Annotated in this window: 26 protein-coding genes; 17 read left to right on the forward strand and 9 right to left on the reverse strand. The window is 65.2% G+C overall.

The window, feature by feature from the left end; all coding sequences use genetic code 11:
* Positions 1-28 precede the first annotated feature (28 nt).
* Genes ACXYMR_RS00565 through ACXYMR_RS00590 form a run of 6 tightly spaced genes read left to right on the forward strand, consistent with a single transcriptional unit; the run spans position 29 to position 6467 of the window.
* Positions 29-1822 (forward strand): tetratricopeptide repeat protein, encoded by a 1794-nt coding sequence (locus tag ACXYMR_RS00565; RefSeq protein ID WP_458940794.1) that lies wholly within the window; start codon positions 29-31, stop codon positions 1820-1822.
* Positions 1819-2802, forward strand: coding sequence for a hypothetical protein (locus tag ACXYMR_RS00570; RefSeq protein WP_458940795.1), 984 nt, complete (start codon positions 1819-1821; stop codon positions 2800-2802). The genes ACXYMR_RS00565 and ACXYMR_RS00570 overlap by 4 nt, the downstream gene beginning before the upstream one ends.
* 2 nt (positions 2803-2804) lie before the next feature.
* Positions 2805-3770, forward strand: coding sequence for a sulfotransferase family protein (locus ACXYMR_RS00575; RefSeq protein ID WP_458940796.1), 966 nt, complete (start codon positions 2805-2807; stop codon positions 3768-3770).
* Positions 3767-4819, forward strand: coding sequence for a hypothetical protein (locus ACXYMR_RS00580; protein WP_458940797.1), 1053 nt, complete (start codon positions 3767-3769; stop codon positions 4817-4819). The genes ACXYMR_RS00575 and ACXYMR_RS00580 overlap by 4 nt, the downstream gene beginning before the upstream one ends.
* On the forward strand, positions 4816-5544 hold the full coding sequence (locus tag ACXYMR_RS00585) for a cytidylyltransferase domain-containing protein (protein WP_458940798.1): 729 nt from the start codon (positions 4816-4818) through the stop codon (positions 5542-5544). The genes ACXYMR_RS00580 and ACXYMR_RS00585 overlap by 4 nt, the downstream gene beginning before the upstream one ends.
* Complete coding sequence (locus ACXYMR_RS00590; RefSeq protein ID WP_458940799.1) at positions 5541-6467, forward strand: N-acetylneuraminate synthase family protein; 927 nt, start codon at positions 5541-5543, stop codon at positions 6465-6467. The genes ACXYMR_RS00585 and ACXYMR_RS00590 overlap by 4 nt, the downstream gene beginning before the upstream one ends.
* On the opposite strand, the gene ACXYMR_RS00595 is transcribed toward ACXYMR_RS00590, so the two are convergent.
* Positions 6464-7177: a cupin domain-containing protein gene (locus tag ACXYMR_RS00595; RefSeq protein WP_458940800.1), complete on the reverse strand. Its 714-nt coding sequence runs from the start codon at positions 7175-7177 to the stop codon at positions 6464-6466. The two genes, ACXYMR_RS00590 and ACXYMR_RS00595, sit on opposite strands and share 4 nt — an antisense overlap.
* Positions 7178-7247: 70 nt before the next feature.
* Entirely contained in the window at positions 7248-8009 is a 762-nt protein-coding gene (locus tag ACXYMR_RS00600) for a cytidylyltransferase domain-containing protein (RefSeq protein WP_458940801.1), read from the reverse strand.
* Positions 8010-8116: 107 nt separating this feature from the next.
* Here ACXYMR_RS00600 and pseG point away from each other — a divergent pair, with 107 nt between their 5' ends.
* From pseG to ACXYMR_RS00635, 7 genes are all read left to right on the forward strand, one after another.
* Positions 8117-9157, forward strand: a complete 1041-nt coding sequence (pseG, locus tag ACXYMR_RS00605) for a UDP-2,4-diacetamido-2,4,6-trideoxy-beta-L-altropyranose hydrolase (RefSeq protein WP_458940802.1) — start codon at positions 8117-8119, stop codon at positions 9155-9157.
* A gap of 3 nt (positions 9158-9160) precedes the next feature.
* Positions 9161-9727: a UDP-4-amino-4,6-dideoxy-N-acetyl-beta-L-altrosamine N-acetyltransferase gene (gene pseH, locus ACXYMR_RS00610; RefSeq protein WP_458940803.1), complete on the forward strand. Its 567-nt coding sequence runs from the start codon at positions 9161-9163 to the stop codon at positions 9725-9727.
* Entirely contained in the window at positions 9720-10802 is a 1083-nt protein-coding gene (gene pseI / locus ACXYMR_RS00615; protein WP_458940804.1) for a pseudaminic acid synthase, read from the forward strand. The genes pseH and pseI overlap by 8 nt, the downstream gene beginning before the upstream one ends.
* A gap of 62 nt (positions 10803-10864) precedes the next feature.
* Entirely contained in the window at positions 10865-11746 is an 882-nt protein-coding gene (locus tag ACXYMR_RS00620) for an AAA family ATPase (protein WP_458940805.1), read from the forward strand.
* Between the two features lie 98 nt (positions 11747-11844).
* Positions 11845-13260 (forward strand): tetratricopeptide repeat protein, encoded by a 1416-nt coding sequence (locus tag ACXYMR_RS00625; RefSeq protein ID WP_458940806.1) that lies wholly within the window; start codon positions 11845-11847, stop codon positions 13258-13260.
* Entirely contained in the window at positions 13260-13919 is a 660-nt protein-coding gene (locus ACXYMR_RS00630) for a CatB-related O-acetyltransferase (RefSeq protein WP_458940807.1), read from the forward strand. The genes ACXYMR_RS00625 and ACXYMR_RS00630 overlap by 1 nt, the downstream gene beginning before the upstream one ends.
* A 58-nt stretch (positions 13920-13977) precedes the next feature.
* Positions 13978-14436, forward strand: coding sequence for a hemerythrin domain-containing protein (locus ACXYMR_RS00635; RefSeq protein ID WP_458940808.1), 459 nt, complete (start codon positions 13978-13980; stop codon positions 14434-14436).
* 61 nt (positions 14437-14497) lie between these two features.
* Here the strand turns inward: ACXYMR_RS00635 and ACXYMR_RS00640 are convergent, their stop codons facing one another.
* Together ACXYMR_RS00640 and ACXYMR_RS00645 are read right to left on the reverse strand one after the other, a co-directional pair.
* The gene (locus ACXYMR_RS00640; protein WP_458940809.1) at positions 14498-15874 is read right to left on the reverse strand and encodes a sensor histidine kinase; all 1377 of its coding nucleotides are present in this window, start codon (positions 15872-15874) and stop codon (positions 14498-14500) included.
* On the reverse strand, positions 15864-16661 hold the full coding sequence (locus ACXYMR_RS00645; RefSeq protein ID WP_458940810.1) for an alpha/beta fold hydrolase: 798 nt from the start codon (positions 16659-16661) through the stop codon (positions 15864-15866). The genes ACXYMR_RS00640 and ACXYMR_RS00645 overlap by 11 nt, the downstream gene beginning before the upstream one ends.
* A gap of 118 nt (positions 16662-16779) precedes the next feature.
* On the opposite strand from ACXYMR_RS00645, the gene ACXYMR_RS00650 reads away from it, so the two are divergent.
* Both ACXYMR_RS00650 and ACXYMR_RS00655 read left to right on the forward strand, forming a co-directional pair.
* Positions 16780-17955: a vWA domain-containing protein gene (locus ACXYMR_RS00650; protein WP_458940811.1), complete on the forward strand. Its 1176-nt coding sequence runs from the start codon at positions 16780-16782 to the stop codon at positions 17953-17955.
* Positions 17956-17987: 32 nt separating this feature from the next.
* A complete protein-coding gene (locus ACXYMR_RS00655) occupies positions 17988-18575 on the forward strand; it encodes a DUF1131 family protein (protein WP_458940812.1) in 588 nt (195 codons plus the stop codon).
* A gap of 4 nt (positions 18576-18579) precedes the next feature.
* On the opposite strand, the gene ACXYMR_RS00660 is transcribed toward ACXYMR_RS00655, so the two are convergent.
* A complete protein-coding gene (locus ACXYMR_RS00660) occupies positions 18580-19221 on the reverse strand; it encodes a glutathione S-transferase family protein (protein ID WP_458940813.1) in 642 nt (213 codons plus the stop codon).
* A gap of 144 nt (positions 19222-19365) precedes the next feature.
* Between ACXYMR_RS00660 and ACXYMR_RS00665 the strand changes: the two genes are divergently transcribed.
* Complete coding sequence (locus ACXYMR_RS00665) at positions 19366-19701, forward strand: chorismate mutase (RefSeq protein WP_458940814.1); 336 nt, start codon at positions 19366-19368, stop codon at positions 19699-19701.
* Here ACXYMR_RS00665 and ACXYMR_RS00670 read toward each other — a convergent pair.
* Positions 19698-20030 (reverse strand): Hpt domain-containing protein, encoded by a 333-nt coding sequence (locus ACXYMR_RS00670; protein WP_458940815.1) that lies wholly within the window; start codon positions 20028-20030, stop codon positions 19698-19700. The two genes, ACXYMR_RS00665 and ACXYMR_RS00670, sit on opposite strands and share 4 nt — an antisense overlap.
* Before the next feature lie 147 nt (positions 20031-20177).
* Between ACXYMR_RS00670 and ACXYMR_RS00675 the strand changes: the two genes are divergently transcribed.
* Positions 20178-20846 (forward strand): hypothetical protein, encoded by a 669-nt coding sequence (locus tag ACXYMR_RS00675; RefSeq protein ID WP_458940816.1) that lies wholly within the window; start codon positions 20178-20180, stop codon positions 20844-20846.
* Positions 20847-20930: 84 nt separating this feature from the next.
* Here ACXYMR_RS00675 and ACXYMR_RS00680 read toward each other — a convergent pair whose 3' ends face one another.
* From ACXYMR_RS00680 to ACXYMR_RS00690, 3 genes are all read right to left on the reverse strand, one after another.
* Positions 20931-22634 carry a methyl-accepting chemotaxis protein gene (locus tag ACXYMR_RS00680; protein ID WP_458940817.1) on the reverse strand — a complete coding sequence of 568 codons (1704 nt, stop codon included), beginning with the start codon at positions 22632-22634 and terminating at the stop codon, positions 20931-20933.
* A 119-nt stretch (positions 22635-22753) separates the two neighbouring features.
* Complete coding sequence (locus ACXYMR_RS00685) at positions 22754-24826, reverse strand: TonB-dependent receptor plug domain-containing protein (RefSeq protein ID WP_458940818.1); 2073 nt, start codon at positions 24824-24826, stop codon at positions 22754-22756.
* A 49-nt stretch (positions 24827-24875) separates the two neighbouring features.
* Positions 24876-25385: a hypothetical protein gene (locus ACXYMR_RS00690; RefSeq protein ID WP_458940819.1), complete on the reverse strand. Its 510-nt coding sequence runs from the start codon at positions 25383-25385 to the stop codon at positions 24876-24878.
* Positions 25386-25460: the final 75 nt, after the last annotated feature.

A 25460-nucleotide genomic window follows, 5' to 3' on the forward strand; every position in this document is an offset into this window, starting at 1 on the left:
CCGCCCTCGATACGAGGTTACCAGTGACATGACAGACGCGCCGCAACTCAATCTGACTGCCGAGATCGCTGCCGATGCGGAGCCGGTCCAGAACGCCGCGCACGACGCGGCCGGAACGGACCAGCTCAAGGTCAAGATCGGACTGGGGGCGATCCCGAAAGACAAGCGACGCGCCTATCAGAAAGTCATCGCCATCGCCAAGAAAGCCATGAAGGCTTCCGCGGCCCAGGACCACACAGAAGCGGCGAAGCTGGCTTACAAGACAGTCGAGATGGCTCCGGATTTGGCCCTGTCCCATCATCTGATGGGACTGATGCTGTACAATCTCGGCCGCCTCTCCAAGGCTCTCGAGTTTCTCGAGACCGCCTGGAAACTCGATCCGAAGGACGCTGAAGTATACCAGAAGCTCGGCCTCGTAGCCTGGAAGCTCGACATGCTGGAAGCGGCCGAAAAATTCTACCGCATTGAACTCCAGCTGGCCCCCACTTCGATCGCCGGGACAATTAACCTGGCTGGCGTGCTTCGTGATCAGGGCAAGTTCGAGCAGGCAACGGAACTCCTGCGCACGGCGATCTACGCCAATCCGGAAAACTACGAACTCTGGAACTCGCTGGGCGTCGTGCTCAATGATGCCGACAAGTCCGAGGAGGCGGTCACCTTCTTCGAGGAGGCGCTGCGCCTGAACCCGGGCTATGGCCGGGCCCACAACAACATGGCCAACGTCTATGAGATGACCAATGAACCGGGCAAGGCGCTGGAGCACTACGAGCACGCGCTCAAGGACCCGGCGGACGAGATGGAAGAAGCGACCATGCGGCACAGCCGCTCGCTGCTTCTGCTGGCCGATGGTCAGATCGGAGCCGGCTGGGATGCCGCAGAAAGCCGCCTCGATGCAAACCGCAAGGATGCCACCCTGTTCTCGATAAGGGCGCCTTACTGGGACGGCACCGAACCGGAGAAGCTGAAGGGCAAGACCCTGCTGCTCGTGGGCGAGCAGGGCCTCGGCGACGAAGTCCTGTTCATGAACACGGTACCCGATTTGCTGGAAGCGGTGGGTCCGGAAGGCGAATTGCGGATCGCCTGCGAATACCGGCTGCAAGCGCTGGTCAAGCGATCCTTCCCGCAAGCCAAGGTCAGCCACCACGCGTCGGCCACGATCGAAGGTCGGCAGATCCGCGTCGCCCCCCAAAGCGATCAGGGGGCGGACTACTGGACCGCCATGGGAACCACGCCGCGCGCTTTCCGGCGCTCGATCGAGGCGTTCCCCAACACCCCCGCCTTTCTCACCCCCGATCCGGAGTTGTGCAAAGCCTTCCGCGAGCAACTGGACGGTTTCGGGCCCGGGCTCAAAGTCGGACTGCTCTGGAAATCCCTCAAGATGGACGCCAAGCGATCCCGCTACTTCTCGGCGTTCGATGCCTGGGAAGGCGTGCTGAGGACGCCGGGATGCGAATTCGTCAATCTCCAATATGGCGAGGTCGACGAGGAAATCGCCACTGCCCGGGAGCGTTTCGACGTCGAGATCCACCAACCACGCGACATCGATCTCAAAATGGATCTCGACAAGGTGGCTGCGCTTGGAGCGAGCTGTGACCTGGTGATCGGCCCGATGAACGCCACCACCAACCTGACTGCGGCTTGCGGAGGCGAGGTCTGGTTCGTCCACGCCCGCCGCACCACCTGGACCCTGCTCGGCGGAGATTGCCAGCCTTGGTACCCCACCTCGCGTTCCTTCATGGCCAAGGGGGCTCGCGACTGGAACGTGGTCATGTCGATGGTGCAGTCCGAACTGGTCAAGCTGGTCGAGGCCGGTTCGGGATGACGGAAGCGGCCTGTATCGCCATCAGGGCGGACGGCGGCGGGCAGATCGGGCTCGGCCACGTCATGCGCTGTGCGGCGCTCGCCGATGCCCTGATGGCGCGAGGCGCCCGCATCGCCTGGCTCACCGCTACCCCGGCGGCGATGCCAGAAACCCTGCGCCAGCGGGTCGAAGTCGTCTCCCTTCCGGACGACCGGCACGAAGCGGAATGGCTGGCAGAGACCGTATCGGCCGTGTCGGCCAGCTGGCTGGTCGGCGACTGGAAAGTCACGCCGGACGCCGTGTTGCGCGCCTGGCCGCGATCGGCCCCGCCGATTGCCCTGGTGGGCGGCTTCACGGGCGCGGTAGAAGTCGCGCTGAGAGTGCGGCAAGGCCTGGTGGAAACACACGAAGCCTCTGGAACGCCTACCCTGTCGGGGCCCGACTGGATATTGCTTCCGGCCGGACTGAAGACCGCCCCCCAGCGTGACATGAATCACCCGCCAGAGCGCCTGCTAGTCTCGCTCGGCGGCACGTCCACGCCTGTCGCACGACGGGTTGAGCAGGCCCTCGCCGCCTGTCCTGCCGCCGAGCGGCTGACCATCGAACGGGCCAATCCCGACGGTGCCCGTGACGCGTCTCACCTGACCGGTCTGGACCGCGCCATGCGCCGCGCCGACCTGGCCATCCTCGCTGGCGGAACCAGCCTTCACGAGGCCGCCGCTCTGGGCCTTCCGGCCATCAGCCTGCCTCTGGCCGACAACCAGCAGGCCCGCGCCGCGGATTTTACCCGCCTCGGCCTGGGACTGACGCTCGACCCCTACGCCGACGATTTCCAGGACCGTTTGTGTGCCGCCCTCACGGGCTTGCTGGAAGACGAGGGTGTGCGGCAGACGATGTCCGATCGCGGCCGGGCCCTGGTCGATGGCCGGGGCGCCGAACGCCTGGCCGAATACCTGCTTGAACACCGCGACCGCCCGGCTCGCCCGGAATCGAGGACCTGATCTTGTCCGAATCCGTCCCCACCCTACACTCCGCCAATCGCCCGGAGATATGGCCGAATTTCCTGGTCATCGGCGCGCCGAAGTCAGGGACCACATCGCTCTACCACTATCTCGGACAGCACCCGGACATCTTCCTGTCGACCGTTCGCAAGGAGGGCCGCTTTTTCTCCGGTGTCGGGGATTCCGATATCCACTGGCCGGCCTACTACCACTTCGACACTGCGCCGACCGTGGCCAGCTACCAGACGCTGTTCAGCGACTATTCGGGACAGGTCCGGATCGGTGACGTGTCGCCGGACTATTATGCCTATTCCTCGATTGCGGCACCCCGGGTCGCCAGCCTGTGCGGAACGCAGACACGCATCATCGCCATCCTGCGCAATCCGGTCGAACGGGCCTGGTCGCACTATCTGCAGAATGTCCGGCGGGACGCCGAGTTCTACTCCTTTGAACACACACTTGACATCGAGGACCAGCGCCGCCGGGAGCACTGGGGCTTCCAGTGGCTGTACGCCGATACAGGCCGCTATGCCCACCGGCTGCGGCACTGGTTCGACCGTTTCGATCACGTCGAAATCCTGCTCCAGGAAGACCTCGCCGCAGACGGCGAAACCCTGGTCCGTGACCTGTTCGATTTCTTGGATATCGAGCGTGATGTGCCAATGGATCTCGGCCGCCGCTTCAATACCGGAGGCATCCCGGCCGACAAGCAGGCCATTCTTGAAGGGCGCTGGGACAACAGCCGGGAGTCGTTCGAAACGCTGCATGCGCAGACCGTGGCGTCGCCCGACCACATCCAGCGAGCGCGTGGGCCGGACGGTGTGTTTCCCAGCGTGCCGCCCGAGGACCGCCTGCACCCGAGCCTTCCGCCGCATCTGCGCGCGCGCCTGAATGACACCTTCGCACAGGAGATCGACACCTTGGAGACCCTGCTTGGCCGCGACCTGTCCCGATGGCGTGTGTCATGATACCGCTCAGCGATCTGTCTACCGGCGTCCTGGTAACCGGCGTCGGCGCGCCCCCCGGCCTGGGTACGCTGCGCTCGCTGCGCCAGTCCGACCCGGAGCTCAAACTGGTCGCGGCCGACGGCAATGCGCTGGCCGGCGGCCTGTTCGAGCCCGGCGTGGCGCGCGTGGTTCTGCCCTTCGCCGACCCGGCACCTGTCTATCGCGAGGCGATAATGACCGCCTGCCTCAGCCACGGACTGGACACCATCATCCCGGGATCGGAAGCCGAGGCCGTGGCCCTGGCCCCGGTTGCCGAGGAGCTGAGCGCACTCGGCCTGCGTCTCGCCCTGCCGCATCCGGACGTGCTGGCCTTCGGCATCGACAAGGGCTTGCTCCTGCAGCGGGCCGCCGAACGGGACCTGCCGCACCCGCGCACCCTGCTTGCCGAGAGCGAGGCCGACCTGGACAGCTGGGGCAACGAGTTCCCCTGTGTCCTGAAGCCGCGCTGCTCCCGGGGTGCGCGCGGGGTCAGTTATCCGGACAGTCCGGCCAAGCTGCGCGAGGCCTGGCGGACGACCGTACGAGACCACGGCGCCTGCCTGGTTCAGCAATACATTCCCGGTGGCCCCGACACCGTCTTCACCATCGGCTCGCTGTGGGATCGTGGCGAGCTCATCGTCTCGACCCTGCACCGCAAGCTGCAGACCAATCCGCCCAGCGGCGGCGTCGCCATTGCCGGCGAGACGGTGGTCGATGATCAGCTCATGAGCGCCGGACTGGACATCCTGCGTGCCAGTGGTCCCTGGCACGGCCTCGCCGCTGTCGAACTCAAGCGGCCCGAACCCGGAGCCCCGGCCTATCTCCTCGAGATCAATCCTCGCATGTGGGGTTTCGGCTATCTCATGACCCTGGCCGGCCTCAACATCCCCGATCTGCTGGTGCGCCTCCTGGCCGGCCGGGAGCATGTCGCCGGGCTCATCCCCGCCAGCGGCCCCGCCTACCGGCCGGCGCGCATGGTGAGGACCTGGCTGGACCTGCCCCTGCCCGACGATGCCGGAGGCCCCGCATGAGCCGCACCATTGCCGTCATCCAGGCGCGCACGGGATCGCACCGTTTCCCGGGCAAGGTTCTCGCCCCGCTCGTCGATGATCTGTCCATACTGACCTATCAGTGCCGGCGCCTGCGGGCGATCCGGGGCGTCGACGAACTGGTGATCGCGACCACCGACAAGCCGGACGATGACGCCATCGTCGAGATCGCCGCCGCCGAGCAGGTGGGCCTGGTCCGGGGCTCCGAGCAGGACGTCCTGGACCGGTTCATCAAGGCGGCCGACGAGCGGCGGGCCGATACCCTGGTGCGGATCACCTCCGACAGCCCGCTGCGTGACCCGGCTGTGATCGAGACCTGCCTCGACGCTCATATCGCCAATGCAGCCAGCTATACCCGTCCCTGCGACGGCCACCTGCCGCGGGGCATGCGGGCGGAGATTGTCGAGAGTGCGGCCTTGCGCGACCTGGCCAGCGACCCGTCCACCAGCGCGCGTCATCGCGAGCATGTCACCCTCGCCATTCGGGAAAATCCGGACCGTTTCCCGGTCTGTCGCGTCGCTTTCCCTGCAGCGCTCCACCACCCCGGCATCGACCTCTCGGTCGACCGCCCCGACGACCTGGTTTACGTCCAGAACGTGCTCGCGGAGCTGGATCGCCGCGACTGGCCGGTTGATTGCGTGCACATTTGCCGACTGGCCGAGGAACACCGCGGAGTCCCGCCCCGGAGACAGGAGAACCAGGCATGAGCCGGAACACCTTCATCATCGCCGAGATCGGCTCCAATCATGGCGGTTCGCTGGACGAGGCGCTGCGCTATGTCGAGGCCTGCGCCCGCGCCGGAGCCGACGCGGTCAAGTTCCAGAGCCTGACCCGCGACAGCCTGATCGCCCGGGTCCTTCCCGACCCCGACACGGACGGGGTTATCGCCAATCCGAAATACGCGGCCTTCGCCAACCAGCCCTTGCCGCAGGACTGGCTCGACCCGCTGAGCGAGGCCTGCGAGCGACATGGCGTAGAATTCATGTCCACGCCGTTCTCGCTGGCGGCGGTGGATGAGCTCGAGGCGGTCGGCGTGCGACGCTACAAGATCGCGTCGGGCGACCTCACCTTCACCCCCCTGCTCGAGCGCGTCGCCCGGACCGGCAAACCGGTCCTGCTGTCGACCGGCGCCTCCTATCTCGATGAAGTGGCGGACGCGGTCCAGGTCCTGTCACAGGCCGGATGTCCGGACATAACCGTCCTGCACTGCACGGCCACCTACCCGCCGTCCTGGGACGACCTGAACCTCAGGGCGATCCCGAACATGGCAAATGCCCTCGGTTTGCCCGTCGGCCTGTCCGACCATTCTCCCGGTGCCACGGCAGCCCTGGCCGCCATCGCCCTGGGCGCGGTCGCGCTGGAGAAGCATGTCACCTTCGACAGGGAGCTGGACGGCCCGGACCACCCCTTCGCCATGCAGGTCGAGGAGTTTGCAACCATGTCCCGGGATATTCGCGATCTCGAACGCGCCCTCGGCGACGGCCAGAAGAAGCCCGCCGCCAGCGAGATTCACCGCCGCCGCAACCTCCGCCGCGGGCGCTATGACGCAATCACCGGGCATCCGGCCGCTGACGGCGATGCCTGGCTGCGTCCGCAAACCGGTCCCGACAAGCGGGCCGAACGCTACTAGCGGGTGCGGATGGTATCGATTTCCGACGCCGAGACGCCGCCGACAATGGTGCGGTTGATCATCGGGTGATCCTCATCGCGGGGCCCGTAGTCGGAATCCGGGTGATAGGCGATCACGCGCAGTTCGCTGTCCGTCGTGCGGAACTTGTGTTCGCCCTCGAAGGGTATGCGGAACATCGTCCCGGGCTCCAGCGCGATCACGCCTTCAGGCGTGACGCATTCACCGCGTCCCGAATACACGACACCGATCCGGTCGGACGGGTGGGTATGCGAAGTCTGGTCGATGCCCGGCGGGAAATAGAGCAGGTTGAGACAGGGGTCGCCGAGACGAACCGGAGCGATCAGCAGGCTGTCGGTGCAGCCGTCAATGTACTTCAGGCGCCCCTGCGCCTCGACCGGGCCGCCGATCGAGAAGAAGGCCTGATGACCGGCACGCGCGATCACGATGCCGCGACCGCCGGACACGCTCAGAGTCTCATTGGCGGAAAAATACATTCCGGCCTGCAGGCTGAACGTCCCGGACGCACTGGTCAGTGTCGCCGTGCCTGACTGGACAAAGCCGAAGAAAGCGGTGTCTGCCTCGTTGACGACCAGAGAGTCCTTGTCCCACGCGTACAACCGGCTCGGAAAATTCGGATCGCAATCCGCAATCTTGCCTGTCGCCCAGCCGAATTCATAAAAATTGTGGGCCTTAACGGCGCTGACAGTCATGCGACATCCTTTCCTGCGAGCCTCTGTTTCACCATGAAAGGCTTACCTCGTCATTAACCATGTAGGCCTGTCAGCCCGTGCCGGCGCGAACGATATCCGCGCCGACGCGCACGCGCTCAATGCGGCGCCCGGCATTGATCTGCTGCAAGGCCGGGCGGTCGCGAAACAGGCTCGCCAGGCTCTGCCAGTCCGCGCCTGCGGCCTGCGGTCCCAAGGTGTCGAACACCGCCTTGGCCATGTCCATGTCTTCGGGATAATCCACGGTCCACCGCAACCGCCCCACATCGCCGCCCGGCCCCTCCAGGCAAGCCGTTGTTACTTTTGGGTTGTTCCGGATCCACGGCGTAACATGCTCGCGCTCGTCCGCCGCGCTTGCCGAGACAGAAGCGGCGTCCAGCCAGCGTCGCGGAAAGACCTCGCAGTCCAGCCCGTGCGGATAGGCCGGGATAAGGGTGTTGTTGGCATAATCGGCACCGCTCTCGCGCAGCAACTGGAAGACGGCCTCGCACAATTGCGGGTCGATGAAGGGACAATCGCTGGTCACTCTCATGATATATTCACGACCGGCCACCCGGGCAGCCCCGGCATAGCGGGCCAGCACGTCGCTCTCGGACCCCCGGAACACCGGGTAGCCGGCCTGGCGGATGGCGGTCTCAAGCGGATCATTGACCGCATCGTCGGGAATCGCCGCCATCACCACGTCGGCTGAGGGGATGCGGGCGCACCGGTCCAGCACGCGCCTGACCAATGGCACTCCGCCCAGATCGTCCAGGACCTTGCCGCGCAGGCGCGACGACCCGATACGAGCTTGAATGATGACGGCGAGGGACATCTTGCTTCCTGTGACTGCGGCCGGGCTGACGCCACGCTCACGGCCCGTTTCTAAAGGGAGCGTTAAGCCAATCGGCACAGCCTGTCACGGACCCTGCGAGAGCCGACATGATCGAGCCGCCCCACATCGTAATCCGCGCCGACGCCTCGGAAACCATCGGGGGCGGCCATCTCATGCGCTGTCTGGCGCTCGCCAAGGCCCTTCAGGACAAGGGGGCCCGGTTCAGCCTTTGCACCACCCCGGAAAGCCTGCGCTTCGCGCCGGGGGCCCGCGACGCCGGTTTCGACCTGTGCGCCCCCGACGCTCTGCCTGGCCTGCTCGACAGCGACCCGCCGGACATCGTCATTGTCGACCTGCCCGAACCCGATCACCCGCTGGAAAACCACATCATGCGCTGCGGCTCCAGACTGCTCGTTCTGGACGATGTCTGCGATCATCGGCGGCCGTGCCACATCCTGGTTTCGCCGGGCCTTGGCCGTACGGCCGCCGCCCTGCGGTCGATCGTGGGGCCGAAGACCGACATTCTGGCGGGGCCGCAATTCGCCCTGCTGCGGCCTGAATTCGCGGCCCTGCGCGATGCGTCCCGCGCGCGTGCGCGTCGCTGGCCGCCCCGGCGGGTCGTGGTGGCCACCGGCCTCACCGATGTCGGCGGCTGCATGGCCCCGATTGCCCGTGCCCTGGTCAGCGCCTGCCCGGATACCCGAACCGAGCTCGTGGTCGGCTCCGCAGCGCCCAGCCTGCCCGATCTGCAGGCCCTGGCTGCCCGCCATGACAAACTGACCCTCTCGGTCGACATCGTGGACATGGCCGAGCGGCTCGCCGCGTGCGACCTTGCTATCGGCGCCGGCGGCATCGGGTCGCTGGAGCGCTGCGCGCTGGGCGTACCCAGCCTGGCCGTCATCCTGGCCGAGAACCAGCGCGCCAGTGCCGAGGCCATGGCCGAGGCTGGTGCCCTGCTGGCCCTGCGGCCCGGGCCAAGCCTCGAAGGCCAGCTGAATCAGGCACTGGCCAGCCTCGACAGGCCCGCCCTGCAGCGCATGGGGACCGCCGCCGCCGAGCTATGCGACGGTCGCGGCGCGATGCGTGTGGCCGAACACATCGCGGTCCTGTTGTCGAAGTCCCGCCCACCAACCGGTTGCGAGGTTTGATTCATGAGCCGCTCGCCCGCCACGCCCCACCTGTCGGACGGCACAACGACATTGCGCCCCGTGACCGCCGACGACATCTGGCTGATCCATGCCTGGCGCAACGCGCCGCATGTCAGGGCCGGCATGTATACCAGCCATGATATCGGGCGGGACGAACACCAGGCCTGGTTCGACGGAGCGCTCGCCGATCCGGGCCGGCACCTGTGGATCCTGCAGCGCGACGGGCAGGATCTTGGCCATGCCAATATCTCCGGGGCGCTGGGCGCCGAGGCCGACTGGGCCATCTATATCGGCGAACCGGGCCCGGCCACGCGCGGCATCGGCCAGGCCACCGGCCGCCAGATCCTGCGCTTTGCCTTCGAGCACCTGAAATTGCCGGCCCTGCACTGCGAGGTGCTCGATGGAAATGACACCGCCATGCACATGAATACCCGGCTCGGCTTCACCCGCTGGCGCCGCCTGCCTGCCCGCATCCTTCGCGACGGCGCTCCCGTCGACGCCTGGCGCCTGCGCCTGACCCGCACCGACTGGCTCGACCGCCAGTCCAGCAAGGACACCGATGATGACTGACACGCCCCCCGGATTTGTGATTGCCGACAGGCCGGTCGGCGCGGACTGCCCGCCCCTGGTCATTGCCGAGGTCTCGGCCAATCATCTCGGTCAGCTCGACCGGGCCCTGGAAACCATCGACGCGGCGGCCGCCTGCGGGGCCGACGCGATCAAGATCCAGACCTATACCGCCGACACCATCACGCTCGACCATGACGGTCCGGGCTTCACCATTGAGGGCGGACTGTGGGACGGCCGCACGCTGCACGAGCTCTACCGTGAGGCCTACACGCCGTTCGAATGGCACGCCGCCCTGTTCGAGCGGGCCCGCGGCCACAACGTGCCCATCTTCTCCACCCCGTTCGATTTCACCGCCGTCGACCTGCTCGAGGAGCTCGACGCCCCGCTCTACAAGATCGCGTCCTTCGAGGCTGTCGACCTGCCGCTGATCGCCCGTGTCGCGCGCACCGGGAAACCGATGATCATCTCCACCGGCATGGCCTCGATCGGCGAGATCGACGATGCCGTGCGCACCGCCCGCGACAATGGCTGCAGCGGACTGGCGCTGCTGCACTGCCTGTCTTCCTACCCGGCCCCGATCGACCAGGCCGACCTGGCCACGGTTCCGCACCTCGGCCAGGCCTTCGGTGTCATTCCCGGGCTCAGCGACCACACGCCCGGCACCGCCTGTTCGGTGGCTGCCGTGGCACTCGGCGCGCGGGTCATCGAAAAGCACTTCACCTTGTCACGCGCCGACGGCGGCCCCGACAGCGCCTTCTCCCTCGAGCCGGACGAATTCACCCGCCTGGTCGAGGATTGCCACAACGCCTTTCACGCGCTCGGCCAGGTTCGCTATGGCGAGGCCCAGTGCGAGCGCGGCTCGGTGCAGTTCCGCCGCTCGCTCTACGTGGTCCGCGACATCGCCGCCGGGGAGGCTTTCACGCCGGACAATGTGCGTTCCATTCGCCCCGGTTTCGGCCTCGCGCCGAAATGGTATGATCGCGTCATCGGCCGGTCGGCGACCCGCGACCTCAAGCGCGGCGACCCGCTCGCCCTCGACATGGCCGACTGGTCCGGCCAGGAATCGAGCGGCTGACGGCGCGGAAATCTGCGCCCCGGCACTGGAGCCGGCCGGCCAATCGCGCTAAGTCGCGAGACATGCGTTTTGAAGGTACAGATCAGTATGTCGCTGATGCAGAGCTGTCCGCTGCGGTGAATGCGGCGGTCGCTCTCGAGCGCCCCCTCCTCGTCAAGGGTGAGCCGGGCACGGGAAAAACCGAGCTGGCCCGCCAGGTCGCCCAGGCCATGGGCATGGAACTGCTGGAGTGGCACGTCAAGTCGACGACCAAGGCGCGCCAGGGCCTGTACGAGTATGACGCCGTCGCCCGCCTGCGCGACAGCCAGCTCGGCGATGACCGGGTGCATGACATCAATAACTACATCCGGCGCGGCAAGCTGTGGGAGGCCTTCACCACGGACAAACGCTGCGTTCTGCTGATCGACGAGATCGACAAGGCCGACATCGAGTTTCCCAACGACCTCCTGCAGGAACTCGACCGCATGGAGTTCCATGTCTACGAGACCGGCGAGACGGTGAAGGCGCACGAGCGCCCGGTCGTCATCATCACCTCGAACAACGAGAAGGAATTGCCGGACGCCTTCCTGCGCCGCTGCTTCTTCCACTTCATCGCCTTCCCCGACGAGGCGACGATGAAGCAGATCGTCGAGGTCCACTTCCCCGGCCTCAAGGGGCGCCTGCTGTCCGAGGCCCTGAAGCTGTTCTACGAGATCCGCGACGTGCCCGGGGTCAAGAAGAAGCCCTCGACCTCTGAACTGCTCGACTGGCTGAAGCTTCTCCTCGTCGAGGACATCGACCCGGCCATCCTGTCCGAACGCGACCCGCGCAAGCTCATCCCGCCCCTGCACGGCGCCCTCCTCAAGAACGAGCAGGACGTCATGCTGTTCGAAAAACTCGCCTTCATGGCGCGGCGCCAGGGCGGCACGCCGGGCGGCGGCCCGCGCGGGCCGGGGGCGGCTTAAGCTGTCGCGCCTGCGCTTTTTGCAACCCAACCGCTAGTAGCGCTTGGCATGGCTGCCCCACGCCGACAGACTGGTCGAGTAAAGGGGGGGGATAGACCATGCATGATTTCGGGATGGCAATCGCGAGCTTGACGCTGGCGACCGCCAGTATGCAGTCGGCTGCTACGCCGCAATTACTGGACCAGGCGGTTACCGCCTACAATGCCGGGGATACCGAGACCGCGCTCCTGAGAGCCGAGGAGGCCGTCGCGGCGGCCGGTAACCCCCAGGATCAATACGACGCCTTCCTGCTCTATGGCGACTTGCGCGCCGACATCGGAGACGCCGCAGCCGCGTTCGAGATTTACCAGCGCGCCCGGGAAGTGGTCGAGACGCACGCCCCGGACAATGCGTCGGTGCTGGAGGCGGTCCTTGATCGCATGTCCGGCCAGGCGATGGTCCTTGGGCGGCGGGACGATATGCAGGCTCTGGCGGAAGAATCGCTGGCCCTGAACCGGGGTCGGTACGAACTGGGATGGCGCTTTGAGAATGAACAGCGCGTCCGCCACCGCGCGAGCGCCATGCCCTGCCCGGTCAACGCCAACAATTATGTGCGGACCGACCTGACGAATTACAACGCTTGGAATACCGACGTCGCCTGCCGGTATACCCGGGTCGAAGAAATGGCACCGGTGATCACCGTGCATGCCTATTTGACCAATATGAGCCAGGAGGAGGCCTTCGCCGGCTCGCTGCAGTCAATGTTGGAAAATGTCTCGTCTGGTCATGAAGTCGATCGGGGCGAAGCTCTGGTGGCCGATCGCCCAGTGCATTTCGCCATCTATCGGCAGCAGGGCACGACTGCCGGCATGTGGATACACCAGGTGGGCGACTGGACCCTGAAGCTGCGTATTACCCACTACGGTGAACTCAGCCGAAATGACATGCATGACGCGGCCGATTTCGTCTTTGCTGGCGCGGCCGATGTCGAGCGCCATCTGGATCATTGCGCCGCGCTGGGCGGATCGGGTGAGTGGGCCGGCTCCTCCGGTGCCTCGGAAGCGCTGGGTTGGAGCGTCATAGCGGCTTCGGCACCCGTGGAACCGGACACGGACGCGCTGACATGTCACATCGGCGCGGCGGATTTCCGGCCCGAGGGTGGATACGTTGTGGCACGGATCTCCGACACGGGAGATTTGGTCGACTACCGCGCCTATCCGCGGGGCGATGGTTCGACGCATCTCCGGGCATCACGCGATACGAGGGCCATTATTCGCATGGCGCAAGCTGCGGAAACCGACGGGGCCATTGAGGCTGTTGAGGATCTCGCCGTCGACTCCCCTTGGATCCTCCAAGAGGTGGGCCCGGACGGCAGCGGACTTTATGGGAGTTATACAGGCATGCCGTCCCCAGCCACCTTCGCGTCTACGGTGGACCAAGTGCTGCGCGGCGATATCGAGTTGCAGTCCTGGATCGAGGTCAGCGAAGACGGCAATCTGAACATTACCCTCCCCGGGGAAGGGCCCGAGAACTGATGCCCGCAGAGTCCGCTCCCCACCCCGCCCTCGACCCGATGACCCGGCACCCCATGCCGGCGGCGCCCTCCATGGCCTATCTCAAGCCGCTGGTCGCCGGGCATCCGAAGATCGAGGCCGGGGACTACACCTACATCCACTCCTTCGACGACCCGGCATCCTTCGCCGAGACGCAGCTGAAATACGCCTTCGATTTCATCGATGACCGGCTGGTCATCGGCAAGTTCTGCTCGATCGCCCACGGGGCAACCTTCGTGCTCAATGGCGGCAATCATTTCGCTGACCGGCTGTCTAGCTATCCCTTCTCGATCTTCGGGGCCTGGGGCGAGCCGGACCCGGGGGCATGGCCGAACAAGGGCGGCATCAATGTCGGCAACGATGTATGGATCGGCTGGGACGCGACCATTCTGCCCGGCGTCACCATCGGCGATGGCGCCATCATCGCCGCCAAGGCTGTGGTGGCCTCGGACGTCGAGCCCTACACCATTGTCGGTGGCAATCCGGCCCGCGAGATCCGCCGCCGCCTGCCTGACGATGTCGCCCGGCGCCTGCGGGCGCTAGCCTGGTGGGACTGGCCCATCGACGCCATCGCCGCGGCCTCGGACGCGCTGATGAAGGCCGATGTCGACGCCATCGAGGCCCTCGCCCCGCGGCCCTGACGGAACCGGGGCTTCGGCGGGGCGTTGCTCTGGCAACCCTACCCAGCGAGGAGAGCCCATGACCAACATCTATGACCGCATCAAGCAGGACCACGACAAGGCCCGCGAACTGATCAGCCAGATCGAGGACACAACCGACCGCGCCAAGAAGACCCGCCAGGAGCTGTTCGACAAGTTCAAGCTGGAATTGTGGACCCACAACAAGGTCGAGGAAGCCACCTTCTACGCCAAGCTGGAGCAGAAGGGTGACAAGGACGAGAGCCTCGAAGCCAAGAACGAGCACCACATGGTCAACTCGCTGCTCGAAGAGCTCGACACCATGCCCAAGGACAATGCCGAATGGGGGCAGAAATTCCACGCCCTCGCCGAACTGCTCGAGCATCACATGGACGAGGAAGAGGGTGAATTCTTCGACCTTGCCCACAAGGACCTCACCGAAGAGGAGGCCGAAGAGCTGGGCAGGCGTTTCGACAGTCGCAAGCGCGTGGTCAAGCCGGCCCTCGCCCCGGTCGACTGACCTGACAAGATAGCCATGCACCTCGCCCTCCCGGCTCCGGCCGGGAGGGTTTCTTTATGGATTATGCCGTGGCCGGCGGGCGATAGGGGAAGTCGATGCGGCCGACAAGCCCGTTGGGGGCGTAGTCCATGTCGACCTCGGCCCTGAACTCGCGCGCGAATATCGTCTTGATCAGTGTGCTGCCAAAGCCCTTCCGGGTCGGCGCGGCGACCGGCGGCCCGCCGCTCTCGCGCCACGCCATCAACACCCGCCGGTTCTCGCCATCCTCGTCCCCCTCGACGCTGTAGTCGACACGCACCGTGCCCCCCGGCGCCGACAGGGCGCCGTATTTGAGCGCATTGGTCACCAGCTCATGCAGCAGCATGGCAAAGGTGGTGGCCTCGCGCGGTGCCAGAACAACGCGCGGCCCCTCGAAACTCAACCGGTCCGCCCCACCGGCCTCATCGCTCGTCGCCTTGAGTAACTCGCCCAGGTCCACCGGGCCCCAATGGGCCCGGGTCAGCACGTCGTGCGCCTGGACCAGGGCACGCAATCGATGCGTGAAGGCCTGGCTCTCGGCACTGGTCAGCGTCTGTCTGGCAATCGCCGAAACCACACTCAGCGTGTTCTTCACCCGGTGGTCCATTTCCGCGACCATCAGTTCAAGGTGCCGCTCCGCCTGCTTTCGCGCGGTGACATTGCGCACGATCAAGGCGAGGTCGGTGCCCGCTTGCTCCGGATCCCTGGCACCGACACAGGCAAGGGTGACCTCGACCTCGACATCGGCCCCCAGCCTGGCTTCGAAGACGTGTTCCCCATCGGCCGGCACCCGGTCCCGACAATCGGTCAGCCAGTCCTCACCGGCATCCAGCTCCAGAACTTTGGTGATGCTCTCACCCAGGGCTTGGCCGGCCGCGAGGCCGGTCAACCGCTCCGCGCCCCGGTTCCAGCTGCGGACCCGCCCGCGGGCATCAACACGAATAATCGCGTTTGGTGACGAGCGAACGATGGCAGCAAGGTCTTCCGCCTCGCGCCGCGCCTCGCGCAGGGCGGTCTCGTAACTCGTCCTCTCACGGGCGTCGAACAGGGTATAGTCGACCCGTGTGATGGCCCCGTCGGCATCGGCCCGCGCCACACCATTGAGCAGTACCGGCAGGTCGTCCGCCCCGGGACGCTTCATGCGGCAGGCGATTTCGCGGACATGCCCCTGCAGGTGGAGCATCGGTGCCAAATGGGTCTCGAAATAGATGCGCCCGGGCACGTCCAACAGGTCCGGCAGGCGCAGCGGACCATTGTCCAGCAGGCCGGGCCGCCCGAGCCAGCGCATCAGTGTCTGATTGGCGTACAGAAGCACCCCGTCAGCATTGGTGACGACCATGCCGCACGGGGCATCTTCCAGCAGCTCGCGTGCATCGCCCCAATCCGGGGGTGACGCATCGCCCCTGTCGTCACGCTTCATCGATGAAACGCCGGATAGCGGCGCTGGTAAGGTCCGGGGCTGTCATGTGCGGACAGTGACCGGTGACGGGAAGCACTTCCAGGCGCGCGTCAGGCATGGCGTCGCGCATCCACTCGCCCACCGACACCGGCGCCAGCGCATCCGGATCGCATTGCAGGATCAGGCTCGGCTGCGGCGTTTTCGGCATGTCGTCGCGGCGATCGGACAGAAAGGTCACGCGCCCGAAATGCTGGGAAATCCTCGGGTCGGTGCGGCAGAAACTGCGCGTCAGGTCCTCTGCCGCCGGTTCGCCTTCGGGCTGGCCGGCGATCGTCGGCGCCAACTGGGCGGCCCAGCCCAGGTAATTCTCCTCCATGAAGGCGATCAGGCCCTCCAGCTCCGCGCGCTCGAACCCGCCGGTATAATCGCCGTCATTCATGAAGCAGGGCGACGGGGCCACCAGCACGATGCGGGCGATCCTCTCCGGACACCGGGCGCCGGCCAGCGCCGAGGTGATGGCGCTCACCGAATGACCGACAAGGGTGACGTCCTCCAGGTCCAGTTCGCTGATGATGTCGACAATGTCCTCCGCGTGGGCGTCGAGCCGCGAATAACGATCGAAATCATAGGCCGACAGGTCCGACTGGCCGTTACCCGTCAGATCGAACAGCACCACCTTGTGATCCCTCTCGAAGTGCGGGGCGATGAAGCGCCACATGGTCTGGTCACAGCCGAACCCGTGCGCGAAGACAATGGGCGCCGTCCCCTGCCCGCCGACCGTGACATTGTTGCGTTTCAGTACCGACATGCCCTGTCCCCATTGGTTATATTCAACGGTAAGCGATCCGCCGCTCGCAAGAAACGTAAAATTGCCGGACCTGCCCTGCCGCCCTTGCCGCATGGATGCGAAGGCGTAGATTGGCGCCATGCTGCATCATTTTTTCACCGAGCTGCGGGCTGCCCGCATTCCGGTCACGACCCGCGAATACCTCACCCTGCTGGAAGCGCTCGACAAGGGCGTGATCGAGCCGGACATCGGGCATTTCTACTCGGTCAGTCGCGCCGCCCTGGTCAAGGACGAGGGTGATTTCGACAAGTTCGACAAGGTGTTCGCCCATGTCTTCCAGGGCGTGGAAAGCCTCGGCGACCTGTTCGGCGACGCTGATATTCCGCCCGATTGGCTGGAGGCCATGATGCAGCGCGTGCTGTCGGACGAGGAAATGGCCAAGCTCAAGGCCCTGCCCTTCGACGAGCTGATGGAAACCCTCAAGAAGCGCCTCGAGGAGCAGGAAAAGCGCCATGAGGGTGGGTCTAAATGGATCGGCACGGGCGGCACCTCACCCTACGGCCATTCCGGTTACAATCCGGCCGGCGTCCGCATCGGCGGGGAGAGCCGCAACAAGCGCGCGGTGAAGGTCTGGGAACAACGCCGATACAAGGACCTGGACGGTGATCGCGAGCTGGGCACACGCAATCTCAAGATCGCCCTGCGCCGGCTGCGCAAGTTCGCCCGCGACGGCGCCCGCGACGAACTCGACCTGTCCGGCACGATCGACGCCACGGCCCGCCAGGGCTGGCTCGATGTCATCATGCGTCCGGAGCGCCGCAATGCCATCAAGGTCTTGAGCCTGTTCGACGTCGGCGGCTCGATGGATCCGCACATCCGCCTCGTCGAGGATCTGTTCTCCGCTGCCCGCTCGACGTTCAAGAACCTGGAATACTACTACTTCCACAACTGCCCGTATGAGGGCGTCTGGCGCTCCAACCTGCGCCGCCGTGCGGAAACCGTTCCGACCCTCGACCTCATGCACAAATATCCTCGCGACTGGAAGCTGATCCTTGTCGGTGACGCTGCCATGGCGCCCTATGAGCTGACCCATGAGGGCGGGTCAGTAGAGCACTGGAACGAGGAGGCCGGCGCGGTCTGGCTGCAGCGCCTCGTCGACACCTGGCCCGACCTGATCTGGATCAATCCGACCCCCGAGGCCTGGTGGGAACATTCCTACTCCACTCGCATTGTTCAGGACATAATCGGCGCCCAGCGCATGTTTCCGCTGACCCTTGAAGGGGTTGATGCGGCCATGCGCGAACTGGCTCGCTGAGGGCGCGCCTCCAGAAGGGAGATGGCTAACGCATGCTTTGCCCAGACCGTCCGCTCCGGCTCCTGGCCGTCCTGCTTGCCCCGGCTTTGGCCTCATGTTCGGACCTGACCACCAGCCAGGACGACGCGACTGGCACTCCGGGACCAGCCTGGCAGGCGTCCGGTGAGGCACTCGGTCCGATCCAGGCCGACACACCGTTCGACCGGGCGACCCTTGCGCAGTTGCTGCCGGAATATACGGTATCGCTCGGCGTCATGGAGATCGAGGGCATGCGCACGCCTGTTATCGAAGCGCGCGAGATCAACGGCTTTGCCACACTCGCCTTTTTCGATGACGGTGCCGGTGAAGAAATCGGCTCGGTACGCATCCGCAGCCGCGGCGTGGTTGCCAATGCGGCCCGCCTCGGCGACACGCTGGCCGAGGCTGACCTGCCACTGGACAATTGCTTTGCGGGGCTTGAAGCGATTTCCGGACAGATCGTCTGCCCCGACCCGGAAGAACCGAGCCTGATCTATTGGGTCAACGGTGACTTTGACGGCTTGCCGACCGACATGCCGGACGCCGAAACCCTCGGCACCGGCGAAATCCACGAGATTGTCTGGATTCCCGAACGCGACTGAGCCGTCAGCCGCTCGCGCCGACCGGCGACAGGGGCCGGACCCGGCCCTCGCCGGGCGGGATGGACAGGGCCTGCTCAACCCGGGCGATCCAGCCGCGCACGGCGAGGAATTCATCCAGATCGAAGCCGCCTTCATCGGCCATCCGGGTATAGGCGACCAGTGACACATCGGCGAGGGTGAGCCGGTCGCGAACCATGAAGTCACGCGACAAAAGCCGCATCTCCATCACCCCCAGCGCACGCCGGCCCTTGGCCAGAAGCGCCGGATCGATGTCCTCGTCTGCCATTCCGGAATACCGCTTGTGAAAACGTCGCACGGCGATGTACGGCTCGTGGCTGTATTGCTCCCAGAACATCCATTCGAGCATCTTGGCGCGCTCGAAGGCATCGGCCGGGATCAGGTCGGAGCCCTCGGCGAGATAGAACAGGATGGCATTGGACTGGGCGAGCACGTGCCCGTCTGCCGCTTCCAGGCATGGCACCTGGCCAGCCGGGTTGAGCGCCAGGAAATCCTCGGTCCGGGTCTCCCCGCCTGCCACGTCGACATCAACCCAGTCATAGGGTCGACCGAGATAATCGGCGACCCATTTGACCTTCAGGCAATTGCCGCTACTGAGATCACCATGGATACGGACGCGCTGGGTCATCGGGGTCTCCTGCCGCCAACCGGATCACCTTAGCGGTTTTGCCGCAGAAGAACATCCGCCCCGGCGCTGCATCCCGCCGCGCCTGCCCGCTTGGGCCGGCGACCCGGTCTCGCTATAACGGGAGCGCATCAACGAGGTTACAGCATGTCGAGTGCGCACACTGCCCCGAACACCCGGAACCCGGTCACCAAGCCGGAAGATTGCCAGAGCATGGCTGAGGTTCGGGAAGGTGTGGATGCTCTCGACCGCCAGCTCGTCGCCCTGATCGCCGAGCGCACGCGCTACATGGAAGCGGCCGCTCGCATCAAGCCGTCGCGCGATGTCGTGCGCGACGAATGGCGTATCCGCGATGTGCTGGACAAGGTCTGCAGCAGCGCCCGGTCGGAGGGTCTTCCGGTCGAGATCGCAGAGCCGGTGTGGCGCGAACTGGTCGAACGTTCGATTGCCTACGAACTTACCGTCTGGGACGAAACGCGCTAGCGCAACTGGGCCGCCTCAATGGCGGCCCGGGTCGCGTCGAGGCAGGTCCATAACTGGGCCACCAGAGCGGCGTCAGGCGCCTCGTCACCGGATTCAATCGGATCGCACAGTTCGGCCAGGGCGAAGGCCCCGACACCGCGAGCGGCCCCCTTGAGTGTGTGAGCGGCCTCGCGCCAGTCCACCTGCCCTTCGATCAGGGTCAGGCAGCGCTCCGCCTGCTGACACATCAAGCCAGTCAGTTCCTGGGTCAGCGCAACATCCCCGCCCGTGTAACGGGCGAGATGATCGCTGTCGAACAGCGGGGACGAGGTTCGCAGTTGTGCTGTCATCGCGGGACCAGCCTAGTTGGTGAGGCTTAAGCGCCCCTTACCGGCGGAACCTTGGTGTAGTAAATTCGTTGCACAGGTTAATGAAGGGTTCGTTTTCGCGTCAGACGCGAAACCGGAACGTGCGGGTAAACACTCGGGAGACTGGACATGATCGCCTTGCTCAAACCGCTCGCCTGCACCCTGGCACTCGGTGCGCTGGCCGCGAGCCCGACCTTCGCACAGACCGGATATCCGGATCATGGCGCAACGGATGTTCGCGTCCAGCTGGGTGCCGACGCACAAGTCAAGCACCACCGTTCGCGTTACCCGCACAGCCGACCCTACGGGCACCATTACGACCAACACTACCAGTATGGTACCCAGCACGGCTATCGTGACCGGGCTTACACATACCGCCACCACCAGCGTTACCGTACCCGTACCCGTACCCCCTCCACGACGTGTTACGTCGAGCGCCGGCGCTACGATCCCTACGACCGCTTCAGTCGCCGCGATTGCCGCCGCACGACCTATCGGCACTACTCCGACAGTGATTATCCCGGCGGGTATAATTTCTACTCCGGCCGGCGCAATTCCTGGCATTACGATGGCTACGAGCGCCGCCGGTACACCGGCTACGACAGCAACCATCATTACCGCCATTTCCCCACCCGCAGCCAACCGCGCTGCTGGACCGAGGAGCGCAATGGCTATCGCGACGGCCGGTCAGCCCTGCTCTCGGTCCGCCTGTGTGTCGATGCGAATGGCCGCCAGTATACCGATGCCGGCAGCGAATACGTGATCCGCTACCACAATTACGATCGCTACCGTTACTGATAACCGTGCTGGCAAAAGAAGCGCCCAGATCTCGAGGAGATCCGGGAGATATTGTTGCAAGGCGACATCGGGGGGAAGGTGAGATCAGCCGGCCTTGCGAACCTCGATAAGGAAACTTTCGACGCTTCTGTTGAGGCGTTCGGCGCGCTCCGACACCGTGCGTACCGCTTCCAGCACGGCATGCGAGGCCTCGCCGGTCTGGTTGGCCGAGCGCGACACCGCTTCGACATTGTCCGACACCGACCGGGCGCTGTGCGCAGCGTGGGCCACGGAGGAGGAAATCTCGCGGGTCGAGGCGCTCTGCTCTTCCGCCGCGGCGGCAATCGCTGCGGAAGCGTTGGAAATCTCGCCGACCGCTCGCGTCACCTCGGAGATCGAGCTCGACGAGGACGAGGCCGCATCCTGGATCGCCTGGATCTGGTCACGGATGTCGCCGGTCGCCTTGGCCGTCTGGGCCGCCAGAGATTTCACCTCGGAGGCGACCACGGCAAAGCCCTTGCCGGCCTCGCCGGCGCGCGCCGCCTCGATGGTGGCGTTCAGGGCCAGCAGGTTGGTCTGCTCGGAAATGTCATTGATCAGCTGGACGACCTGGCCGATCTGCTGCGCTGCAGTCCCGAGATCGGCGACCACGACCTGGACCGACTTGGAGCGCTCATCGGCCTGGGCGGCCATGGAGGAAGAGTTCTGGATTTGCTGCGTGACTTCGGCGATCGAAGCGCTGAGCTGCTCGGAAGCCGCGGCCACGGATTCCACATTGTCGGTCGCTTCCGAGGCGGCCGAGGCCATCATCGAGCTCTTCTGCGAGCCATCGGTGGCAGCCTGGGTCAGCTGTTCCGAGATCGCCGACATGGCCGTGCAGGCTTCCGTCACTTCGCCCAGAAGGCTCATGACTTCGCTGTCGAACCCGCGGGCCAGCTCATTGAGCTTGGCGGCGCGCTCTTCATTGGCGGCAGCCTGCTCGCGGGTGTCCGCTTCCAGCTGCTCGGCCTTCAGGCCGTTGTCTCGGAACTGCTTGAGGCTCTCGACCACCGCGCCGAGCTCGTCTGCGCGGGCCAGGGCTTCGATGTCGAGCGTGTAATCGCCGCGGGCCAGCACTTCCGTTGCGTCGGCAATCGAACGCACCGAGCGCGCCGTGCGACGGCCCAGCCAGTAGGCCAGCACCAGGAGTGCGGTGCCAACCGCGATGGTCAGACCGATGAAGGTGAAGATCGACATGCGCGCAGCGGCTGCCGTCGCGGACGATTCCTCGGCTGCCAGGGAGGTAGCCTGATCGACCAAGCCGTTGAGCTCGGCATTGAGTTCTGTGAACACACCATCGAACGGCTGCAGGAAGGCAACCGAGCTGGCAAAGTCGAGTTCGAGCATCTGACCGACAAAGTCGAGCGCATCTCGGTAGAGGCCCAGCTGCTCGACCAGACGGTTGAAGGTTTCAGGATTCTGGGCCACCGCAGCGCCGGAAGCCTTGAGGACTTCGATCTCGGCCTGGAGCGCGTTGACGCGCTCGATCACCGCGGCGAATTCCGCGGCCACATCGATCGGATTGCCGGCTGCCTGGGAGGTGATGACACTGAGGACGTCGCCATTGATGGTTTCAAGCTCGGCCTGGAGATTGGCGAGCTCGAGTCCGGCTTCCATTTCCGTCATGGCGCGGGTCTGGCTCTGTGATCCGTTCTGCAGGGACCAGCTGCCCAGGGCAGCGACAGCGACCAGGGCGATGATGGCGGCGATGGGCGCGACCGCGAAGGATTGCGCTATCGTCAATTTGAAGCCGGAAGTTTTCTTGCCCATCAGTATTCTCCTCACGCGAGTCGAGCGACTCGAACCGTGCCGTGAATGTGCAGTCTAAGCTTTGAATTCAGGGTTAATGCCCGGCCCCCGAAACGCAGGGGCCGGGACATTTTCCATGATTAGAAGCTGGCGGTCAGGCCAACCCAGTAGCGGGCTTCGACGCCCGGCCCCGAAGAGACCTGCTCACCGTCACCGAAATTGGCGTTCTGGGCGGAGAAGCTGAGGTCCAGCGTGTCGCTGAGCTCGCGGTTCACACGCACCGAAACGGCGGTGAAGGCATCGACATCGACCAGCGTCGGCAGGCCGAAGGCGAATTCACGCGGCTGTGTCGAGCCGGCGACATGGTTGACATAGCCGTCAACCGTCCAGCCGTCGCCGCTCCAGCCGAGATTGGCATTGACGCGAAGGTCCGGGGTGCCGCTCTCGAAGGCGATCGGATGGGTGAAGCCGGCCTGGTTGACGGTCAGGCTGTCCTCGATGTCGTAGATCGAGGCATTGGTGCCCCAGCGCCAATTGCCGTGCTGGCCGGTCAGCGAGACTTCCGCACCCAGCATCGAGCTGTCGCCCTGGTTGGAGAAGCGGAATTCGAAGCGCGGGAACGGCACCGCGGCCAGATCGACCGAGTCCGGCGTGGCGCCAAAGAAGCCCTTGATGCTCTCGGTTTCCACCTGGAACAGGGCCGCTCGCAGCTGGATGTCAGAGGTCAGCTGGCGGTCATAGGCCAGTTCATAGGACGTGATCGTGGTTGGCTCGATCGCCGGATTGCCCACGAACGCGGCCGGAAGCGGTCCGAACGGAGTCTGGATGTTAGACGTCAGCGTAAAGCCAAATTCGGCTGGCGACGGCGCCTGAATTCCCCGGCCGGTGGTCAGACGCAGGGTCGATTGCGGATCGATCTTCCAGGACAGGGCGACGTTATAGCTGAACTCCTCGATCGACTGGTCGTAATCGGCCTGGCTGTAGCCGTAGAAGGCCGCCGGGGCCTGGTCCCGCTCCAGCTCAAGCATGTCGTAACGACCGGCAACCGTGAAGGTCCAGTCCGAGTTGAGATTTCGCGACCACATGCCGGACACCGCGTTCACCGTATAGACGAGATCGCCATTGGTGGTGTCCGGGCTGGAGGCGGTCTCATTGCGGCGCCACTCATAGCCGAGACGGAAGGTGTTGTTGGTGCCGATCTTGAAGATGTCCTGCAGTTGCAGGACGGTGACGGCGTTCTCGAACGGCACGGTCACATCCTGGGTCGCAGTCGTGGTGTAATCTACGCTCAGTTCATTGCGGTAGGCCCGGGCCGTGATGATGCCGAAATCCGTGTCCGAGGACACTTCGCCCTTGACCGACGATGAAATCGTGTCTGCGCCGCCGGTAAAGAACAACGGGAACATTTCCGGCTGGATGACGTGCGCATAAGTCGCTTCCAGCGAGTAGTCGAAGTCGGCGATCGCGCCGGTCAGCTCGGCCGCACCGGTCAGGCGGTCAAAATCTACCGTCGGGATATATGCTTCGGTCGTGCCTGTACCCGGAATGTTGCCAAACGGACCGACGTCGAACTGGTCTGCCTTGGTGGCACCGATCGACAGGCGCAGGGCCGCCGCGTCGGAGAACTGGTAGCCGGCAACCGCGCTGGCTTCGGCATAACCGCCATCACCGACCGAAACGGAGCCGGTCTGGTATTCGCCATGACGGGCGTTGCGGGTGATGATGTTGACCACGCCGGAGACAGCGTTGAAGCCGTACAGCGCCGATTGCGGGCCCTTGACCACTTCGATCTGCTGGATTTCCGAGAGCTGGACCGGGATCGCCGACCAGTTGGTATAGCCGTAATGGTCGAGATAGACCTGACGGCCATTGACCAGCACGAGGAGGCGCGGTGCCATCGGCTGGTTGTAGCCGCGGACGGAGGCTTCGCCCTGGCCATAGGTGTACCGATCACTGTCGACACCAGCATAGTGGCGCAGGATGCCCGGAATGTCGCGCTCCGGGAAACGCTGGATGTCATCCTGGGTGATGATGATCATGGTCGCCGGCACGTCGGAGGAACGCTGCGGCGCGCCCGTGGCGCCAGCCGTGACCGGCTCGCCGAACAGGTCGCTCATGGCCGCATAATCCAGCGACTGGGCGGAAGCGATTGCGGACACGCCGAGGCTCAGGGCGATGGCCGACACACTCGCGGAGAGGATTGTATTTTTCATGGGGATTCTCGTGCAATTCCGGAGGGGGAGGAATGAGGACAGTTCGGACCTAGACTTCTTCGATCATCATCGCGAAGGCGGCCGCGAACGCGACGGAAGAGGACTGGGCGGCGGCGCGGTTGACCACGATGCGAACCGACGGAGCGCTCTGCACGCCCATCACGCATTGGCCACTCTCGACGCAGGACATGTCCGTCGACACGGTCATGACACCGGCCGAACTGGCTGCACCGAAGACGCCCGCATCACCGGCGGCAGCGCCGAGCAGGACCGCGGCATCAGCACCGGCGATACTGCCGGCATCAGCCAGCGGCACCAGCTGGGCGTTCAGGGTGACGCGACCGGCGCTGAGGCCGCCCGACATGGCGCTGGCCAGCGCCTGGGCTTCCGCCTCGCTCGCCGGGTCGTAGACGATGGCGACCGTGCGGTCAGAACCGCTGGCCCCTTCGACAAAGCCGAGCGCGCGCCCGATCACTTCAAGATCGCGTTGCGAAGTTTCCGCCACGGCCGGGCTGGCCATGAGTGCGCCGGCGAAAGCTGCCAAGATAAGTGAACGCATGTGGATTTCCTGTCCTAGATATCTGTGCGGGAGCCCGTGGCTCGCGATATCTGAACCGCATAAGGGGCGGGTTTT

This window comes from Maricaulis sp. CAU 1757 (assembly GCF_054482675.1).

Coding starts and splice junctions, on each gene's coding strand:
- ACXYMR_RS00565 (WP_458940794.1), top strand. CDS start 29: ATGACAGACGCGCCGCAACTCAATCTGACTGCCGAGATCGCTGCCGAT.
- ACXYMR_RS00570 (WP_458940795.1), top strand. CDS start 1,819: ATGACGGAAGCGGCCTGTATCGCCATCAGGGCGGACGGCGGCGGGCAG.
- ACXYMR_RS00580 (WP_458940797.1), top strand. CDS start 3,767: ATGATACCGCTCAGCGATCTGTCTACCGGCGTCCTGGTAACCGGCGTC.
- ACXYMR_RS00585 (WP_458940798.1), top strand. CDS start 4,816: ATGAGCCGCACCATTGCCGTCATCCAGGCGCGCACGGGATCGCACCGT.
- ACXYMR_RS00590 (WP_458940799.1), top strand. CDS start 5,541: ATGAGCCGGAACACCTTCATCATCGCCGAGATCGGCTCCAATCATGGC.
- ACXYMR_RS00595 (WP_458940800.1), bottom strand. CDS start 7,177: ATGACTGTCAGCGCCGTTAAGGCCCACAATTTTTATGAATTCGGCTGG.
- ACXYMR_RS00600 (WP_458940801.1), bottom strand. CDS start 8,009: ATGTCCCTCGCCGTCATCATTCAAGCTCGTATCGGGTCGTCGCGCCTG.
- pseG (WP_458940802.1), top strand. CDS start 8,117: ATGATCGAGCCGCCCCACATCGTAATCCGCGCCGACGCCTCGGAAACC.
- pseH (WP_458940803.1), top strand. CDS start 9,161: ATGAGCCGCTCGCCCGCCACGCCCCACCTGTCGGACGGCACAACGACA.
- pseI (WP_458940804.1), top strand. CDS start 9,720: ATGACTGACACGCCCCCCGGATTTGTGATTGCCGACAGGCCGGTCGGC.
- ACXYMR_RS00620 (WP_458940805.1), top strand. CDS start 10,865: ATGCGTTTTGAAGGTACAGATCAGTATGTCGCTGATGCAGAGCTGTCC.
- ACXYMR_RS00625 (WP_458940806.1), top strand. CDS start 11,845: ATGCATGATTTCGGGATGGCAATCGCGAGCTTGACGCTGGCGACCGCC.
- ACXYMR_RS00630 (WP_458940807.1), top strand. CDS start 13,260: ATGCCCGCAGAGTCCGCTCCCCACCCCGCCCTCGACCCGATGACCCGG.
- ACXYMR_RS00635 (WP_458940808.1), top strand. CDS start 13,978: ATGACCAACATCTATGACCGCATCAAGCAGGACCACGACAAGGCCCGC.
- ACXYMR_RS00640 (WP_458940809.1), bottom strand. CDS start 15,874: ATGAAGCGTGACGACAGGGGCGATGCGTCACCCCCGGATTGGGGCGAT.
- ACXYMR_RS00645 (WP_458940810.1), bottom strand. CDS start 16,661: ATGTCGGTACTGAAACGCAACAATGTCACGGTCGGCGGGCAGGGGACG.
- ACXYMR_RS00650 (WP_458940811.1), top strand. CDS start 16,780: ATGCTGCATCATTTTTTCACCGAGCTGCGGGCTGCCCGCATTCCGGTC.
- ACXYMR_RS00655 (WP_458940812.1), top strand. CDS start 17,988: ATGCTTTGCCCAGACCGTCCGCTCCGGCTCCTGGCCGTCCTGCTTGCC.
- ACXYMR_RS00660 (WP_458940813.1), bottom strand. CDS start 19,221: ATGACCCAGCGCGTCCGTATCCATGGTGATCTCAGTAGCGGCAATTGC.
- ACXYMR_RS00665 (WP_458940814.1), top strand. CDS start 19,366: ATGTCGAGTGCGCACACTGCCCCGAACACCCGGAACCCGGTCACCAAG.
- ACXYMR_RS00670 (WP_458940815.1), bottom strand. CDS start 20,030: ATGACAGCACAACTGCGAACCTCGTCCCCGCTGTTCGACAGCGATCAT.
- ACXYMR_RS00675 (WP_458940816.1), top strand. CDS start 20,178: ATGATCGCCTTGCTCAAACCGCTCGCCTGCACCCTGGCACTCGGTGCG.
- ACXYMR_RS00680 (WP_458940817.1), bottom strand. CDS start 22,634: ATGGGCAAGAAAACTTCCGGCTTCAAATTGACGATAGCGCAATCCTTC.
- ACXYMR_RS00685 (WP_458940818.1), bottom strand. CDS start 24,826: ATGAAAAATACAATCCTCTCCGCGAGTGTGTCGGCCATCGCCCTGAGC.
- ACXYMR_RS00690 (WP_458940819.1), bottom strand. CDS start 25,385: ATGCGTTCACTTATCTTGGCAGCTTTCGCCGGCGCACTCATGGCCAGC.